18 protein-coding genes, 1 pseudogene and 1 other annotated feature are annotated in these 16,363 nt (G+C 34.5%); of the genes and pseudogenes, 2 read left to right on the forward strand and 17 right to left on the reverse strand.

The annotated features are described in order from the left end of the window. Positions 1–12: 12 nt before the first annotated feature. The 6 genes from ABS911_RS03185 to ABS911_RS03210 all read right to left on the reverse strand — a co-directional run bounded on the left by ABS911_RS03185 (position 13) and on the right by ABS911_RS03210 (position 5,048). A complete protein-coding gene (locus tag ABS911_RS03185; protein ID WP_350466268.1) occupies positions 13–534 on the reverse strand; it encodes a dihydrofolate reductase family protein in 522 nt (173 codons plus the stop codon). A gap of 56 nt (positions 535–590) precedes the next feature. Then, a complete protein-coding gene (locus tag ABS911_RS03190; protein WP_350466269.1) occupies positions 591–1,472 on the reverse strand; it encodes a VOC family protein in 882 nt (293 codons plus the stop codon). 111 nt (positions 1,473–1,583) lie between these two features. Further along, positions 1,584–1,781, reverse strand: a complete 198-nt coding sequence (locus ABS911_RS03195) for a hypothetical protein (RefSeq protein WP_350466270.1) — start codon at positions 1,779–1,781, stop codon at positions 1,584–1,586. 95 nt (positions 1,782–1,876) lie between these two features. Then, positions 1,877–2,704, reverse strand: coding sequence for a MetQ/NlpA family ABC transporter substrate-binding protein (locus tag ABS911_RS03200; RefSeq protein WP_350466271.1), 828 nt, complete (start codon positions 2,702–2,704; stop codon positions 1,877–1,879). Positions 2,705–2,723: 19 nt separating this feature from the next. Continuing rightward, the gene (locus ABS911_RS03205) at positions 2,724–3,926 is read right to left on the reverse strand and encodes an aminotransferase class I/II-fold pyridoxal phosphate-dependent enzyme (protein ID WP_350466272.1); all 1,203 of its coding nucleotides are present in this window, start codon (positions 3,924–3,926) and stop codon (positions 2,724–2,726) included. 24 nt (positions 3,927–3,950) lie between these two features. After that, positions 3,951–5,048: an iron-containing alcohol dehydrogenase family protein gene (locus ABS911_RS03210; RefSeq protein ID WP_350466273.1), complete on the reverse strand. Its 1,098-nt coding sequence runs from the start codon at positions 5,046–5,048 to the stop codon at positions 3,951–3,953. 65 nt (positions 5,049–5,113) lie between these two features. Beyond that, positions 5,114–5,382 (reverse strand) — a binding site (T-box leader). Positions 5,383–5,688: 306 nt separating this feature from the next. Between ABS911_RS03210 and ABS911_RS03215 the strand changes: the two genes are divergently transcribed. Beyond that, a complete protein-coding gene (locus ABS911_RS03215; protein ID WP_350466274.1) occupies positions 5,689–6,621 on the forward strand; it encodes a competence protein ComK in 933 nt (310 codons plus the stop codon). Positions 6,622–6,683: 62 nt separating this feature from the next. Here ABS911_RS03215 and ABS911_RS03220 read toward each other — a convergent pair whose 3' ends face one another. The 3 genes from ABS911_RS03220 to ABS911_RS03230 form a co-directional block, all read right to left on the reverse strand. Continuing rightward, positions 6,684–7,229 carry an RNA polymerase sigma factor gene (locus ABS911_RS03220; RefSeq protein ID WP_350466275.1) on the reverse strand — a complete coding sequence of 182 codons (546 nt, stop codon included), beginning with the start codon at positions 7,227–7,229 and terminating at the stop codon, positions 6,684–6,686. A gap of 146 nt (positions 7,230–7,375) precedes the next feature. Further along, a complete protein-coding gene (locus ABS911_RS03225) occupies positions 7,376–8,788 on the reverse strand; it encodes a hypothetical protein (RefSeq protein ID WP_350466276.1) in 1,413 nt (470 codons plus the stop codon). 401 nt (positions 8,789–9,189) lie between these two features. Then, entirely contained in the window at positions 9,190–9,414 is a 225-nt protein-coding gene (locus ABS911_RS03230; protein ID WP_350466277.1) for a hypothetical protein, read from the reverse strand. A gap of 228 nt (positions 9,415–9,642) precedes the next feature. Here ABS911_RS03230 and ABS911_RS03235 point away from each other — a divergent pair, with 228 nt between their 5' ends. Then, on the forward strand, positions 9,643–10,560 hold the full coding sequence (locus ABS911_RS03235) for a helix-turn-helix domain-containing protein (protein WP_350466278.1): 918 nt from the start codon (positions 9,643–9,645) through the stop codon (positions 10,558–10,560). A 79-nt stretch (positions 10,561–10,639) separates the two neighbouring features. Here ABS911_RS03235 and ABS911_RS03240 read toward each other — a convergent pair whose 3' ends face one another. From ABS911_RS03240 to ABS911_RS03275, 8 genes and pseudogenes are all read right to left on the reverse strand, one after another. Continuing rightward, positions 10,640–10,930, reverse strand: a complete 291-nt coding sequence (locus tag ABS911_RS03240; RefSeq protein WP_350466279.1) for a hypothetical protein — start codon at positions 10,928–10,930, stop codon at positions 10,640–10,642. Positions 10,931–11,142: 212 nt separating this feature from the next. Then, positions 11,143–11,856 carry a nuclease-related domain-containing protein gene (locus tag ABS911_RS03245; protein WP_350466280.1) on the reverse strand — a complete coding sequence of 238 codons (714 nt, stop codon included), beginning with the start codon at positions 11,854–11,856 and terminating at the stop codon, positions 11,143–11,145. A 41-nt stretch (positions 11,857–11,897) separates the two neighbouring features. Continuing rightward, a pseudogene (locus ABS911_RS03250) lies at positions 11,898–12,107 on the reverse strand (hypothetical protein); the annotation flags it as partial. A gap of 21 nt (positions 12,108–12,128) precedes the next feature. Continuing rightward, on the reverse strand, positions 12,129–13,049 hold the full coding sequence (locus tag ABS911_RS03255; protein ID WP_350466281.1) for a nuclease-related domain-containing protein: 921 nt from the start codon (positions 13,047–13,049) through the stop codon (positions 12,129–12,131). 496 nt (positions 13,050–13,545) lie between these two features. Next, positions 13,546–13,989 (reverse strand): PTS sugar transporter subunit IIA, encoded by a 444-nt coding sequence (locus ABS911_RS03260; RefSeq protein ID WP_350466282.1) that lies wholly within the window; start codon positions 13,987–13,989, stop codon positions 13,546–13,548. Further along, the gene (locus ABS911_RS03265) at positions 13,986–14,888 is read right to left on the reverse strand and encodes a hypothetical protein (protein WP_350466283.1); all 903 of its coding nucleotides are present in this window, start codon (positions 14,886–14,888) and stop codon (positions 13,986–13,988) included. Before ABS911_RS03265 ends, ABS911_RS03260 begins: the two co-directional genes overlap by 4 nt. Positions 14,889–14,907: 19 nt before the next feature. Further along, on the reverse strand, positions 14,908–15,411 hold the full coding sequence (locus ABS911_RS03270) for a PTS sugar transporter subunit IIB (protein ID WP_350466284.1): 504 nt from the start codon (positions 15,409–15,411) through the stop codon (positions 14,908–14,910). 44 nt (positions 15,412–15,455) lie between these two features. Further along, the gene (locus tag ABS911_RS03275) at positions 15,456–16,334 is read right to left on the reverse strand and encodes a PTS system mannose/fructose/sorbose family transporter subunit IID (protein WP_350466285.1); all 879 of its coding nucleotides are present in this window, start codon (positions 16,332–16,334) and stop codon (positions 15,456–15,458) included. Between the last annotated feature and the right edge of the window lie 29 nt (positions 16,335–16,363).

The following is a 16,363-nucleotide window of genomic DNA, read 5'->3' on the forward strand; positions in this document are numbered from 1 at the left end:
ACCTATACTCATTTATCTGTTCAAATACCTCAAAATAATGATCCCATTATCTACAATATATTCTTCCAGCTTTAACTCGATTGGTGGATGTCCACCATAAAATAGTGGACGACCTGCTCCTAGAATAATTGGGATCAACCCAATAATGTACTCATCAATACAATCTGCTTTTAAAAAGGCATTGATGAGCTGACCACCGCCAAATAGCATGATATCTTTGCCAGGCTTTAGTTGTTCTTCTTTGATCACTTCAATAATGTCTTCGCCACAAAACTTAATGTTATCATAATCAGTAATCGTCGAATGGGTAGCTACATAAACGGTTTGCGTTTTAAATTCCAAATGCATATCTTGCTCATAGCACCTTTTCCCCATTACCACGATATCAATATCTTCTAGCAAGGTTTCATAATTGTATTGATTGTCTGTATTTAATGTATTGTCTTCGTACCCTTTTATCCATTCAAAGCTGCCATCTTCATTGGCAATAAATCCATCTAAACTCATTGCTAAGTTCATAATGATCCGTCTCATCCTACCAGCTCCTTTAATAAAAACTCTAATCTTATAAAAAGATTAGAGTTTCATTTTTACCCTTCGTAGGCTTTTTTCAATTCGGCAATATTCATTTTTTTCATTGGAAGGAATGCTTGTGTTACACGATCCAATTGTACACGGTCTTTTGTATTCATCATGTCATTCATGATCGTAGGCGAAATTTGCCATGAGAATCCGAACTTATCTTTCAACCAACCACATTGTTCAGCTTCCGGCACAAAAGATAATTTTTCCCAAAAATAATCAATTTCTTCTTGCGTATCACAATTTACTAAAAAAGAAATGGCTTCAGAAAATTTAAAGCCATGCGCAATGGCACTATCCATCGCTACAAAGTTTTGTCCTTCTAAATTAAACGAACCATACATCAATTTTCCACCTTGACCTTGTTCATCATCCTCACCATAATAATTCAACCCGTCAATGGCGGCATTAGCAAAGACTGAGGTATAAAATTCTATTGCTTCTTTTGCTTTGCCATATTGTTCATCTGTAAATAACATTGTTGGCGTGATTTTTTGCGAAATCAATTGATCTGGCAAATACATAATTTGCCAAGAGAGACCATACTTATCCTCTGTCCAGCCATATTTTTCACTAAATGGGTAGGCATCAAGTGGCATCATTATGGAACCTCCCTTGGATAGTTGTTTCCATAAATGATCTACTTCTGCTAAAGTTTTACAAACAACTTGCAAAGAAACAGATGGGTTCAATTTGAATGTTGGACCGGCAGAAATGGACATAAAAGATTGGTCAGCTAAAGTGAACACGATGCTCTCTGCCGATCCAGAAGGAGTGTCATTAAGAGTTACCACACTATCAATAGAAGAATGATCAAATAAATTTGTATAGAATTCTGCTGCTTCAAGAGCCTCTTTATCGTACCAAAGATGCGTAACAATTTTTTGCATGAGTATACCTCCTCATCACTTTAATTCAGTATACACTTGAAAAAAATAATTGTAAAAGCATCTTGACTATCATTTTCTTATCTTTAAATCATTCTATTTTTACTAATAATTTTAGCGAATTAAGGTACAATAGGTCAACTTAAAGTACAATCTCATTTGAGTAAGCACAATGAATCCTAGTTCGACTAACTCAGAATTGCATTCTGTTTGAGTTGATGCAACGAGCCGTAGTTCGATTAACTCAAAACCAATTTCTATTTGAGTAGGTTCAATTAGCCTTAGTTCAATCAACTCAAAATCAATTTCCATTTGAGTAAGCTCAACTAGCTTTAGTTCGATCAACTCAGAATCACATTCTAAATGAATTAACCAAATTTAACTAGTAATACCAAGAAACTAACTTTTTACCATGCAGGAACAAGAGCCCCTTTGAACTCCTCTTCAATAAACTGCTTGATCTCGTCTGTTTGGTAGTATTCAACGAATTGCGCTACAGCTTCGTCATCTTTGTCTTCTGTACGAGAAACAATAAAGTTAGCTTGTTCTAAATTGTCGACATTCTCCATAAAAATCCCTGATTCTTCTGGATTCAAACCAGCGTCTAAAGCAAAATTAGAATTGATTCCTGCAGCACCTAAGTCTTGCAATTGAGCCGGCAATTGTGCAGCTTCGGAGGTAATAAATTCTAAATTTAATGGGTTTTCCACAATGTCGCTAATGGTGACTTCTTGCCCAGAACCTTCTGGTAAAGTAATCAATTCTGCTTCTTCAAATAGTTGCAATGCACGCCCTTCTTGGGTCGGTGAGTTTGGGATTCCAATAGTATCTCCTTCTTTAATTTCACTTACATCATCATAAACTTCTGAGTAAATCCCCATTGGAATAGAAATCGTTGGAGCTATTTTAGCTAAATCATAGCCGCTTTCTTCAATTACCGTTTCTAAAAAGGGACCTGTTTGGAAAGAGTTGATGTCTACTTCTTTATCCGCAAGAGCTGTGTTAGGTTGAACAAAATCTGAAAATGAAACGACCTCAATCTCAAGTCCGTCTTCTGCCGCTAATTTTTTAATTTCGTTTACGATGTCTTCATGCGGTCCTGTGGTAACTCCAACAGTTAATACCCCATCACTCAACAGCCCTGCTTTTTCTTGTGAATCAGCTTCGTTTCCGCTACAACCTGCTAAAAATACACCAATTGCTAGTGTTGTAATAATCCCTGTTTTTCGTCTCATCATCATTTCCTCCTATTTACTAATTCAGTATTTTTTCTAATGGCAATACGTTGAAAGGCGCAAGTTGAGCGATTCTTTTTGCAGCTTCTAAAATTTGGTCATCCGGTTGCGACAACCCTATTCGAACATATCCTTCACCTTGCGAACCAAAACCATTTCCAGTAGCCACAATCACATGTGCTTCATTCAATAAGACCTCGAAAAATGTTTCTGATGTAAAGCCTTTTGGTACTTTGATCCATACATAAAACGACCCTTGTGGTTTATGTATCTCTAATCCTGTATCTTTCAATTCAAAAAGAAATCGATCTCTACGGCTTTCATAAATGGACACCAATTCTTTTACGGAAGATTGATCACTGGTTAATGCCTTAGCTGCTGCTTTTTGAATTCCTCCATATAAACTGACACTCGTATGATCTTGCAGGACATTTAAACTTTCGATAACCGATGGATTACCTACTGCAAATCCAATGCGCCATCCTGCCATGTTGTGTGATTTCGATAACGTGAAGAATTCAACTCCTATATCCTTTGCTCCTGGAGTCTGTAAGAAACTTAACGGCTTTTCACCATCAAATACAAGCGCTCCATACGCAGCATCATGGGCCACACAAATTTGATTCTTTTTAGCAAATGCAACCGTCTCTGAAAAAAATTCCGGCGTCGCAATTGCTGCGGTTGGGTTATTTGGGTAATTCAAAAAAAGCAATTTTGCTTCAGCAGCAACACTTGGATCAACCAAATCATACTCAGGTAAAAAATATTTACTGGCTAACAATGGTAGCGAGGCTACTTTTGCATTTGCCAATGCAATTCCTGATAAGTAATCTGGGTAAGAAGGATTCGGCAATAAAACTGTGTCTCCTTCGTTTAATAAACATTGGCTGATTTCGACAATTCCCGCTTTAGATCCATGTAAGACTGCTACTTCAGTATCCGGATCCACATATACACCGTATTCTCGTAAGTAATAGTCCGCAACAGCCCTTCTCAAATAATCATGCCCTCTATAAGGTCCATACTGATCATTTTTTGGATCATCCGCTGCTGCTTTTAATTCCTTTACAATAAATTGAGGTGTAGGTAAATCAGGATTTCCAATCCCTAAATCAATTACATCGTATCCTTGTTCAATCAGTTTAATAGCTTTTGCTCGTAAGTGAGTAAAGAACTGATTTGGAAGGCGTTTGAGTGTCTCTGATGGTTCAAATAGTGTCATTCAAATTCCTCCCCAGCTAGTTTTCTAGACTTTTATTGCTAAATAATTTTCCAATGAACGCATACCGCGTTGGATCATTTCTTTGGATACTTTGTATTGAGATTGCAAAAGAATAGCATCAACTGCTACTTTAGCGGCAACTTCGCCCAACTGTTCATCAGTCAAATAGCTCAAATTTAAATCAGCTAAAGTTTTTGGAAGATTTAACGATTCATAAAAAGCAGACAGTCGATCAATTTCCGCCCAGTTTTCCTCAATAGCAAGTTGAACCATTATGCCATAACCAACTTTTTCTCCGTGAAGAAATGTATGTGTCTCTGGAAAAGCTGTCAGTTTATCATGCACCGCATGTGCGACTGTCGAACGAGCGTATCCATCCCCAAGACCGCCCACCAATCCACTAACCGCAATAACGGTTTCACATACTTGAATAAAGGCGGGAGTCAAGGTCTGAGCCTGAATATCCATCACAGCTTGTTGTCCATAGTTGACAATGTTGTCTCGGCAATTTAATGCTGCTGCACGGGATAATACTAACAACGCATTCGTTTGATATTCTGGTCTGGATAAGACAATATCCGATTCGTACCATTTAGCCAGTGTATCGGCAATTCCTGCTACAAAGTAATCGACCGGTGCACCCAACAATAGATTGGGTTCAATAATTAATGCATTTACTTGTTTTGTATGGATAACAAAACCTAAACACACACCTTCAGCAGTATACATCACGCTTAGAGGCGTCCACGGGGCACAATTACTAGCCAACGTTGGAATGATGATCGATTCAATCCCAGGCGATTTAGCTGCAGCATATTTGACAGCATCCATCAGTTTTCCGCCACCTACCCCAATGACCGCCTCTGCTTGCGTTTGACTTATTAATCCCACAATACGGTCAACTTCTTCATGGGTACATTCACCGTTAAATAGTGCAAATTCCAGTGTAATTTCACTATCTAAAAGCTGAGTTAAATAATTTTTAGCTTTATCCCAAGAATGTGTTCCATGAATGATCAGGACTTTCGTGATCCCTCGTACCATCAACTTCTCGGTTAAAGAATCCAATACCCCTACGCTGCATTCATATTCTTGTGGCCCCGTTCTAACAACTAATGACATATGCTATTCCTCCATTTTTAATTTTATCTACACAAAAAAACCGTCCTTGCACAAAAAAATCTTTGTGCAAGGACGGAAAGATTCTCTCTCACGTGTTACCACCTTGTTTTATAAAAGCTTTACAGCTCCTACCTTAACCAGTACGTTTAGTCCCAAGGGAACCTCTTTATACTGTGACACGCTAACGGGTGCGACCGTATTAATCTAAAATTCAACAACCCTCGATTAATCCACTCCAAGACCATCTTCCATTTTAATTCTACTGCCTTTTTTCACCAACCAAGGCTCTCTATAAGTTTCATTTAAAATGTACTCTTCTCTTCGTTGTGTTTACTAAAAAAAATCTAATCATTTTATAATCAAACTGCAATTTTATTCACTATAACAGCCTGTTATTTTTTTGTCAACAATCTCTTTACAATTAATTGATTTATCCCTTAGCAATTAAAATTAATTCTCGTTTCCCTTATTCATTTAGAGTTGCTTAAACTAATTCTCAAAAGTTAAGGAGAATCAAATTAAAGAACAGTTATAATTTAATTAAAAACATTAACTATCTGATGCTGCATTAATTGATAACGTTTACAATTAAGTCGTACTACGTTTTCATCAAATTGACACATGAAATGGGGCCAGCAGGATGAAAGAAGATTTTGACTATAATCAGCACAAAGAATATTATAATAATTTAAGAACGACTTATTATCAGTTTAATAAAAAAATAGCGACAACTGACTATACGCCTCTTCAAAACGAAAACGGTGACTCGCATTACTATTATGAAACGTCATTTACTCGAATACCGATCAAACCTTTGTTGATTACAGACACAACTCTTTCCGCCTTGCTAGCCATTAGCTTTGAACACTCCCATATTTTATTGAATGAAAAGACCTATTACATAAAAGATATTCGTGATATTAAAGACACTTTATTTAATACCATAGTTTTTCAATTAGGAACTCCACCTTTAAAAACAAAGGAACATTCTCGTACCATTATGAACCGTTATTTCAGCAACCGTCCGCTAAATTACCAGACGATTCAATCCATTGGTAAAAGTCTAGGGTATCATCATCGCTGTCCGTTTGTCTCAGGCTATCAAATATTTGTACCCGAGAAAGGCTCATCTAACGACTCTACCAGCTGGTATGGGCTCCATCATGCGCTTGATGCCGTAGAAGATAAAGTAGGAAATAGTATGCACGTCTATTTTCGAGACGGCCATGAATTGAAGCTTTTTATTTCAGCTCGTAGCTTTAACGAACAAGTAGAGCGATCCGCTAAACTTTCTTTTCTTCAGCAAAATGTGATTGATGAAATCGTTGGACTCTTACACTTTTCTCATACACCTTATTTTACTGATGAGCTAAACATTGTGCAAAGACGTGTAAAAGCTTCTACTTTTCTATCCGTACTTTCTCCAATAGAAACACTCATCAATTATTTGAGCATCTATCGCGCAAATGAATCACTTGAAACGATTCTCGGAGAAGGAAACCCGTATATTAATGAGATTAGAGAAGATTTTTCTCTAAGTTTGAAATTTAAACCCACTTATTTCCATGACTAAAATGAACAGCTTATGCGGATGATCCCGATTCACATAAGCTGTTTTTATGGTTCAAAGTTCTATTAGTCTTTCAAGATCAGCAAAAAATGCGCTAATTTTTCTGCTACTCTCTTTTTCCATTGATAGACTGTTTTCCGACTCACTCCTTGCTTTTTAGCAATTTCCGTAACTGATAAACGAGTGACTACTGTATCTAATAAATAAGCTTGTTCATTTTTAGTCAGTAATGGTAACATTTCTTTCAATAAATCCATCTCCTGATACGCTTGTTCAAATGGCAAATGTGTATCTGGCTGCTGTTTAACTAAATCTTCTGGCCAAGGCATTTCACTTTCCCATTTTCGTTGTTGTTTCCTTAATAAGTCCAACATTTTCCAACGAACCTTTGTATAGGCAAAACCAGTAAATTGATACAAATATTCGGCTTGCTCTAAATCTTTTGGAAATGTTTCGTATGCTTCTACCAATTTCAGCAAGCCTTGTTGTACAAAATCATCGTAGTCTGAATGATTGCGGCTCACACCTAATTTCTTCAATACCCCATGGACGATTCCTGAATGCTGATCAAAAAATGCTTTTTCCTTTTCTTCACTTAGTTTTCTTATCATCTGGTTCAAATCCTTTGTTAGAGTGTTACAAGGCCTTGTACTCTTATAGCATAAGCCCTTCTCATAAAACCGACAAGAAACCAAACCAGACTAAAAAACCTCCAAAATCTCTTATCAAAGAGACTTTGGAAGCTATCGATACTTTTTTAAAATTTAAAGATAAATCCATTGATAATGACAAAAGCAGCTAGCACAATAAATAAAGAACTTTTAGAAAATGCAGCTGCTTCTTTTTTTCCATCCATTATAGTTTCTTCTGAACCGGATGTTACATCCATCGCTTGAGCAGAATCTTTGGTTGATGCTTGGTTTTCATTTTGAGAGCTGGTCACAATTGTCTTTTTTTGTACATCTTTCAACTCTGTTGTTATTTCTTCTTTACTAACTTCCGTTTTAGTCTCTTCCAAACTTAACTCTGATTCTTTTTCTGATGTACTACTTTCTTCTTCATTTAATATAGGCGTTTCTTTATCCTCTGTATCAAGTTCTTCTGTCAACTGTTCTTCTATCGTAAAATTCCCGATTGAAAGATCCTCTTGGAGCAGCTTTTCTTTTTCTTCTTTTAATGCTTCCAGATGTTGGATATTTTCTAACAATAAGTCTCTATTTTCTTGTACGTCTATGTCTTCTATTTCTGCTGCTGTTTCTTCTACTAGTAGTTGTTTGTTTAGTTCATCAATTTGTTTTTGTAAATTTTCTTTATCTAATCCAATTACAAATTGGTTATATAAGATAAATGGATTGCCTTGCTCATCACTACCACTTAGGTGATCGATCACCCAATCGCCCATTAACTCATTGGTGACAGAAGCCAATTCTCCTTCATAGGCTTTTGTTTCTTCATTAAATGTTAAAGAAAGCAGCAACTGTTGATCTATTAATTCTCCGTCTTTAGACAACGAGCGATAAACAACTGTTACATTTGTCAACCGTTCATTTCCAATTGAATGCAAACTAAACTGAAGCTTTTCGCCCACTTTAACTGCTTTTGGTTCAACTTTAATCGACGTGAGATCAACTAGAGAAGCTGGGTGTGCAAGTACTTCAAAATCGCCTGCTTTTAGTTCTGGATCTTCGTTTGCCAAAGATCTCGTTTCCAGTACACTCGAGACTTCGTTCCCATCAATTCCAACTGCTTTTGTCAACAACCAATGTCCGATAGTTGTCTCTTTAGTCGTCTCCAATTGCCCTACATACTGTTTTAATTCAGTATCATAGGTTAATACAACGGTTGTTTCTATTTTTGTGTCACTAGCTAAATAACTTAAAATAATCGTTTCAAAACTTAGTTCTTCCGGCAGTGTCAGACTGAATGATAGTTGCTCACCAGCATGAGCTATTTTAGGTTCAATAGATACCTTATCACTCACAATCACCTTATTCTCTAAAATAGGCTTTTGAGTTTCTTCAGGTTCGTTATTTTCATTTGATGGAGCACTTTCTGAGACTTCACTTGATACGTTCTCATCGTTTATTGCTGCCATAACCGATGGACTTTCAAAATTAATAAGCACCAGTAAACTCACCATCAGCAGCACTCGTATACCTTTTAATGTCATTTTTTAAGTATCTTCCATTCTCTATGTATTCTAGTGGTCCCTTAGCTAGTTTAGCGTAATCCACCAGTTAATCAATCCTTTTACAGCAAATGACACCAAATAGACAAAAAAACCGAAATCGGTTCTCTCAGTTTCAACAAAATTTTTTTAATTGTTTAATAGCCGTTCTCTCTAATTTTGAGATTCATCTCTCAAATTATTTATGAGTAATTATTCTTTTCATTCATAAATGAACGATTAATATAGATAATTTTTACTGCTTTGCTAAATCCTTTTTATGACGGCGACCAGGGCTTTGTGGCTTTGTCATATTTTGTTCATAATGAATCCTTTTTTCTTAACTTTTCATGAATTTTTAATCTTTTATTATCACGTTTTATGCTAAAATAATTTGAAATCGTTTAAAGGTTCACATCTAGAGGAATGGTATTTATAACACTTTCACTGCCATTATGTTCAACAATAAATTGGACTTCCTTAGCCAACCAGTTATTTAAGTCTTCAAATGTATATTTGTTCTTACGTAATACCGTATCGATTGGGCAGTCTAAGACCCCATCGGCATTTATCAAGACATCAGACTCTTCTACATCAAGTTTAATGGTTTGGTATTTTCCATGGATCACATAGTAATACTGCAGTTGTGGAAGATTTGTTGGTTTAGTTGAATATTCTTTATTTGTAATACGTCATTCCTTCTTCCTCTGTGCAGGTGATAAACGTCTTTATTTTTAATTTGAACGCTTTTTTCTTTCCTAGTAAGACCAACTGCTTTGAATCAAGTATACCGACTATACACTGCTTTGCCACAAAGCGTTACAATAATAACTGGACTATTTCTAGGAGGTTGTCATATGTCTGACATAAACGTTCCCATTGGCTCAACATTAAAGAAAATTAGAGAAAATAAAGGCTATACGCAAAAAGAAATTTCAGATCATACCATGGCTCGTTCAACGTATACAAAATTTGAAAATGATGATATCACCCCGACTCTTTCCAAATATCTCTCTATTTTAGATCATATGGATATGTCTCACGAAGAATTCAGCTACCTTTTAAATGACTTTGAATTAGGACAGAAAGAAACGATCCTTTATTTATTTAAACAATTAGATAAAAATCCAACGCTTGAGTTAGTTTATGAGATCATTGAAAAAGGCGAAACATTGGTGCAAGAACGCTACGATCAATTGACCCTCGATATTTTAAATGCTTGTCGTGGATATGCCGTGTTGCTTGAGGAACAAGATTTAGCTAAAGCTAAAGATTATGCTCAAAAAGTGTGGAGTAGAATGGAAACACTGGATAAATGGTACTTAGCTGAACTGCACATTATCAATAGCATTTTGTATTTATTCGACAGTGATACCGCTGCTCTCCTCACAGAAAGAGCACTTGAAACATTAGCTCAATACCAACATCTTGAAGAAGCAAGGAATTTGAAAATCAGTTTCTTACTGCACTTAACAAATCTATTAATGATGGATCAAAAATACGAACAATCCTTGTTTTACATTAAGCAAATGGAAGCTGAAAGTGCTCGGATAGATTATGCGGTTATGCTGGCGACTGCCTTGGTTCGCAAAGAAGTCTGTATGAAAAAAATCGGCGATACATCTGAATCTGGACTCATTGATAGAGCCATTCGCATTTTTGACAGCTTAAATAAACAAAAATTAAAAGAACTCGTTATAAAAGACCCAGAAAACTTTTTGAATCTTTATTCAAAGTACCCTGTTGATCAAATCAACGATGAAATTTTAACATAGTAACAGCTGAAATATTATTATAAACGTAAAAAAGCTGCCTAGAGAAAAAATCTCTTGGCAGCTTTTATTTTTAAATCGTTTAGTATACGTCACTTGACCAACCATTTGCTTTATAGGCATTCACCATATTTTGATTATGTTCATCTGTCGCATAGTTCATTTCTATCGGTCTTAAATAGATAGCAACCGTCTGTTCAGCTTCATTTTTATCTACTGAAATTACCTCAATTTTATCAGGATTCACAAACATAGAATCTTTGATAAAATCTCCCTTTTGAGGAATAGTAGAAGATTCAAAAGGTTTTTGCAAAGTAATTACTTTCTCATCCGGCGTTTTCACATGAATCGTACGATAAAGAGTTATTTCCATTATCTTTCCTCCAAATTTCTGTCTTTAAGTAAATCATATCATACCTTTGGCACTTGGACGAATAGAACACTCAAAGAACAGGATAAACTAAATACACATACTCGCTATTTTTCAATTCATTACTATTTTGGACAAATAAGTCCGTTTTTTAATTTATTTGTCTATTTATCTATTACTTAGATGGATTTACTTTAAATTCTACCGTTGTAAATTTAACTTTTAGACTGACCTAGTTTTTCTTGAATTTTTTTAATATGTAGTTGTTTTGTTTCCTCGTCAGCATGCATAAAAGGTTTAAGTACTTGAAAATAGGCTTTTATATCCTCTGAAGTTAATTTAGGTGCAGAGTTTCTTAAGTCTCTTTTCAAACTATTTCTCATTTGATTTCGTTTCATAACAGAAACATTAGGACTAGTTACTGTAATTTTCTTTAATTCACAATTATTGCTGAAAACGATATACGACTGCATCAATGATTCATCAGTAATATCCAAAACTTCTTTTAATGCTTTAACATGTCCTTTATTTTGCCAAATAGGATTAAAAAATTTGAATTTCTTTTTATTTGGAAAAGTTTGCGTCCAATTACGGTATTTTTCATCTCCAAAAATCCATCCACTATAATTTTTTGATTCTATAACGAAAAAACCAAAATTTGTAATAATCACTAAATCAATTTCAGTCGTACTTCCATCTTCTTTAGGAATATAAAGATTCGTCAATATTAATTTTGTCCCTTTTATTTTTTCAAGAGTACGATATATATTATATTCACCCATATTTCCTTTATTAAAAAAAGTTTGCCAAAATGTATGATGACTGGCTTTTTGATAGTTCGAATCATTAAATTCCATATAATTTTTTAAGATTACCATGCCAAATACTATAATATATATACCAATTAACATTCCCATAAGTTCTACCATTAAATTTATATCCTCCAAAGTTCTAAATAATTATTTATACCTTATCCATCATACCCTAAATTTAGCCAATTTATAATGAATGATAAAAATAAGTGAACTTCTTGCGATTTTTCGATTATTTTTCTTATCTTAAATGCCGCACTCAAATCAGATGTAGTATAACCAAATTTACTATCAACTCCGTCTGCACCAATGAAAGCACAATCAAAATTAAAATATTCAATATTTTGCACGGTCAAATCGCCTTTAAACGAATTGTTTGTGAAATTTGTCTATTTTTTCAATTCATAATATCTCCATCTACCTGTTCCTTTAGCTGTTAAATGTTGGTTGAAAACATATCTAATTCGGCAAATAGACAACCGGTTATCACACCATTTATAGATAGCTGTTGTAGTAATTTTTTTCTCTGGAAATAATCGTATAAATTCTTGTGCATGCCGAATAACGGTTTGTGAGACGACCTCTTCTTTGCTACAGTATTTACATATACACGTCCTATTTTTTGTGAATATTTCTATAAAAGAACCACAATAAAAGCAAGTAACTCCTTTCTTTAACAACTCATTTTCATAGTAAGGTACATTATGTAAAGAAAAATCTTCCATATGCATCGGTTTGATTTCTTCGGCAAAACGGTAATGGTTCTGATTTAATCTTCCCGAAATTTCATTAACCATTGAAAAGTGTGATTTTATCATTCCCGGCAACACTATTCCACTATCTCTTGGAGCTTGAAACAAAGTAAAATCGTTATTTACAAAGACAACCAGCTTCTTAATAATCCAATTATATCCCATTTGATCCACTAGTTGACGCAATGCTGATTCCGCATTTTTGATTTGATATTGAGGATCAAACACCTCCTTTTTAGTTCGTTCAAAGTGCAGCTTTTCGTTTTCGTAATAATATTCGCCTTCAAAATTTTTCACTTCATATATAAAAAGACACTTTGCAGTAATTACCAAAGTATCAAGTTGAAATCTCTTCCCTCTCACCGTTAAATACAAATCATTTAGAACTAGACTCTCACATTTCAATAGTTTTGTTATAGAATCAAACTTTACTTCCCCATTGTATCCTTTTACCCAGTTCGCATATTTATTACGGTCATCTCTTGACAAATTCATTCGATTTGCCAAAGACTCCATGACTAATAATCGAAACGGTTTTTCTCTCTCTTTAAAGGCCATCCATCTATCACTCCTATTTTTATTTCTCATATATACTATACGTAATTTAAGCTATTTTTCGATTAAATAACAAGTTACTTCATAATGCAAATTCATTTTTTAGCCCGATTATGAGGTAAACCACTTCTAACGAGTAATCAATGTCACTTTCTAGTACCACTTATTAGCTAGATAGGGTCTAGCTAATAAAACTCTTTCGATTTCTTATTCAATAATGAGATAGGACTCTGATACTTCGTAATTTGCTCAAATTCCTATACTGAATTATGAAGTAGCACACTTCTAGTAAACAATTCGCACTGATTTTCGTATCCTATTATGTGGAAGAACCTTTATAGCTAATAATAGACTCAATATTCGTATCAACTTTGTAAGGTAGGTTAGGCTTTATTCCAAATGTTGCCCTGAATGACGACATAAAATTTTCTTTCATGCAATATAACCTAAAAAAAAGCAAATCTTCTATACTATTCGTATAGAAGATTTGCTTTTTGTTTTAGAACTCTTCTTCTTCATCATCTGTATTAGAATCTTCAGCTGACCATGATACAATTCCTTGCTGTGCTTCGTTGATTACTGAAGCAACCGCATCTTGTATAGAAGAACCAATCATTCGTTGATTAATAGCATCGATGACCATGGGTAAATTGACACCTGCAATAACATGAATTTTCTTTTGTTGTTCATCTGTAAGTGAATTTACAGCTAAGACGGCTTGATTATACAAGCTGGCACCTGCTAAATCTACAAAAATAATGACACCTTCATTTTGATCGACCGCTTTTATTTCTTCTAAAAATTTTTTATTTAAATCTTGAACATTATCCTCATGAAACAAATTTAACGTTTTGATATTTTCTGTGCTACCTATAATCAAATCTGCTGCGCTGACTATACCATTACTCATCTTTCCATGAGTAGCAATGATAATTCCAATCATTTACTATTCCTCCCAACTAGTTGTTCCAAAAAAAGTACTACTTCATTCATATTCGTATCACTTAGTTTATTCTGTTTTAACTCTTTTTTACTCAAGGTAAAGCTATCTTCTTCTTTACTACCACTAATGACGTACAGTAAGCGATCATTTGTGATATCAGGTGAAATTACTGTTTCAACTGAATTTCTAGAAATGGACAATTCGCGGTTACTCATCACTTGGTACAAGTTTTCTTCTGATCCAATACTATCTAACATACAAATAACTGCATCACTTTTGTCCATGACTTTTTCTAAGCCAGAATTATTAGTACAACCTGCATCTAAAAAGGCAAATGCCACCTTTTTATTTTTAAACTGTTTTGTACAATAGAGTTGCATTAAAACGGAAGATGTATTTCGAATCAAATTATGCTTATTCGGCCATCCTCTAGCTACACTTTTCAAAAAGTAAAAATAGAGAACATAAAATAAAATACAAAGCAGAGAAAGGAAACTTGTTAAATTATTTGTTTGAAATACCGGCATAGCAACTTTCCATGTGAAAAACAATCCAATAAGAAGATAAAAAACAGAAGAAAGCAAAATGAACAACATTGTATTCTTCGCTCGACTTTCTACATTGAAAAATTGATACGGTCCAAGATGAACGGCTGGGGTATCATAATAGGTGCAAATAATAGTATTCGCCTTTTTTATATCTCCAACATAAAGATTTTTATATTCCACAATATCTTTTTCATTCAATTTAAAGGTATCCAGCTCAACATCTGATCGAAATTGACGTATATCAGCTGTTAAACTTTCTAAAAAACGATCTTTTCGTTTCCGAGTATAGCGCTTACCAAAAATTGAATGATAGCGAACATACCAATCTTCTAATTGCTCATCTTGTTCCATCAATTATCATCCTTACTTATTATAAATTAAATTTTGCCAAAACTTCTTTCAAATTAGTTTTTGGAGCAGAAGGAGTAGCTTGGAAATAGATATTTTCTACATTGTACTCTTCGTTTAGCTCTTTTAATTTTAAAGCGTCTTCTTTATTTAAATAGACTGATTTTGTAACAAAAATATCATTTTCATTTTTTTGAGCAATGCCTCCAATATTTATTTCTTTCATTGGAACACCATACTTTACTAACTCATATATGACACTTATTGTTTTAGAAATCAAAATACAACTATATTCTTTGAATGCAAATTCATCCCAATAGTATTTACATTTGTCTAGAGTCATAACAATTGTTTTCTGTCCAGTACGTCCTCCAGCACTTTTGTACAAACTTTTCATAAATTTATCCTTTGCTACAACATCATCTACAACAAATAATGAATTTACTCCATCGCGTCCAGATAGTGTCAGCATTACTTGTCCATGAATTAAACGCTCATCTACACGTGCTAAATTTACTACTCCCATTAATTTCAACTTCCTTTCTGATAGTTGTTTCTGTTATTATTTTTTTATAATATTCCAATTGCAGCTAATACAATTAAGATTAGTGTTAACCATACTAGTGCTCTTGTGACTTTTAATCCCTTCTTGACATAGTACCAATATATTCCCATAACGGTTACCAGAGGTAGTAAACCTGGTAGGATAGTGTCCAGTGTTTCTTGCAGTATAAACGGCCTTCCAGATATCGCAAATTCTAAGGAAGAGGAGACCGTTACATAGTTTCCAGCTAGAATCCCCATCATGAACAACCCTAAGATAGATAACAATTCGATAGCATTTTGAACTCCTGCACTTTCCATTAACCCTGTTGCACTTCTACCCATAACAAATCCTTGACGTGCAAAGAATAAACCGATTAATAATTGATAGGTTGCAAAAGCAATGAATGGGAATAAAGCTCCTAAAGCTAGACCATTTTGAGCCCAAGGAATAGCAATAGCAATAAATATATATTGTACCGTTCCTGAGTCAATGGAGTCCCCAATACCAGATAACGCTCCCATTAAACCTGCCTTAGTATTGTACATTAAATCATCTGTCATCGTTATTTCTTCATTGTTGTGCTCTTGTTTTGCCCGTTCTTGTTCCATTGAAGACATTAGACCTGTTATGATTCCACCGCCCCAAGTTAATTGGGTATTAAAGAACAATAATTGTCTTTTATATGCCGCACGTAAAGCATCATCCTCTTTGTATAACTTTCGCAAAACTGGCATCATACCGTATAGTAATGATGGTGCAAGATAACGTTCAAACGAATGAGGGATCTCATTTGCAAAGTGCCATCTTAGGTAAGCTTTAGAAATATCCTTTTTTGAAATTTCTTCAGGTACTGTTTCTTTTTTATTTTCAATAGAAGTTGTTTTTTGTATGTCAGTAGTCATTTTTTAGTTCTCCTTTCACTTGTCGTTTT

It is taken from the genome of Carnobacterium sp. (assembly GCF_040274425.1).

What these genes read in the sequence shown, in the direction of transcription:
- ABS911_RS03260 (WP_350466282.1), bottom strand. Translation starts at nt 13,989, where the DNA reads ATGATTGGAATTATCATTGCTACTCATGGAAAGATGAGTAATGGTATA.
- ABS911_RS03215 (WP_350466274.1), top strand. Translation starts at nt 5,689, where the DNA reads ATGAAAGAAGATTTTGACTATAATCAGCACAAAGAATATTATAATAAT.
- ABS911_RS03195 (WP_350466270.1), bottom strand. Translation starts at nt 1,781, where the DNA reads ATGGAAATTGATTTTGAGTTGATTGAACTAAGGCTAATTGAACCTACT.
- ABS911_RS03245 (WP_350466280.1), bottom strand. Translation starts at nt 11,856, where the DNA reads ATGGTAGAACTTATGGGAATGTTAATTGGTATATATATTATAGTATTT.
- ABS911_RS03265 (WP_350466283.1), bottom strand. Translation starts at nt 14,888, where the DNA reads ATGGAACAAGATGAGCAATTAGAAGATTGGTATGTTCGCTATCATTCA.
- ABS911_RS03235 (WP_350466278.1), top strand. Translation starts at nt 9,643, where the DNA reads ATGTCTGACATAAACGTTCCCATTGGCTCAACATTAAAGAAAATTAGA.
- ABS911_RS03275 (WP_350466285.1), bottom strand. Translation starts at nt 16,334, where the DNA reads ATGACTACTGACATACAAAAAACAACTTCTATTGAAAATAAAAAAGAA.
- ABS911_RS03225 (WP_350466276.1), bottom strand. Translation starts at nt 8,788, where the DNA reads ATGACATTAAAAGGTATACGAGTGCTGCTGATGGTGAGTTTACTGGTG.
- ABS911_RS03220 (WP_350466275.1), bottom strand. Translation starts at nt 7,229, where the DNA reads ATGATAAGAAAACTAAGTGAAGAAAAGGAAAAAGCATTTTTTGATCAG.
- ABS911_RS03185 (WP_350466268.1), bottom strand. Translation starts at nt 534, where the DNA reads ATGAGACGGATCATTATGAACTTAGCAATGAGTTTAGATGGATTTATT.
- ABS911_RS03270 (WP_350466284.1), bottom strand. Translation starts at nt 15,411, where the DNA reads ATGGGAGTAGTAAATTTAGCACGTGTAGATGAGCGTTTAATTCATGGA.
- ABS911_RS03210 (WP_350466273.1), bottom strand. Translation starts at nt 5,048, where the DNA reads ATGTCATTAGTTGTTAGAACGGGGCCACAAGAATATGAATGCAGCGTA.
- ABS911_RS03240 (WP_350466279.1), bottom strand. Translation starts at nt 10,930, where the DNA reads ATGGAAATAACTCTTTATCGTACGATTCATGTGAAAACGCCGGATGAG.
- ABS911_RS03200 (WP_350466271.1), bottom strand. Translation starts at nt 2,704, where the DNA reads ATGAGACGAAAAACAGGGATTATTACAACACTAGCAATTGGTGTATTT.
- ABS911_RS03205 (WP_350466272.1), bottom strand. Translation starts at nt 3,926, where the DNA reads ATGACACTATTTGAACCATCAGAGACACTCAAACGCCTTCCAAATCAG.
- ABS911_RS03255 (WP_350466281.1), bottom strand. Translation starts at nt 13,049, where the DNA reads ATGGCCTTTAAAGAGAGAGAAAAACCGTTTCGATTATTAGTCATGGAG.
- ABS911_RS03190 (WP_350466269.1), bottom strand. Translation starts at nt 1,472, where the DNA reads ATGCAAAAAATTGTTACGCATCTTTGGTACGATAAAGAGGCTCTTGAA.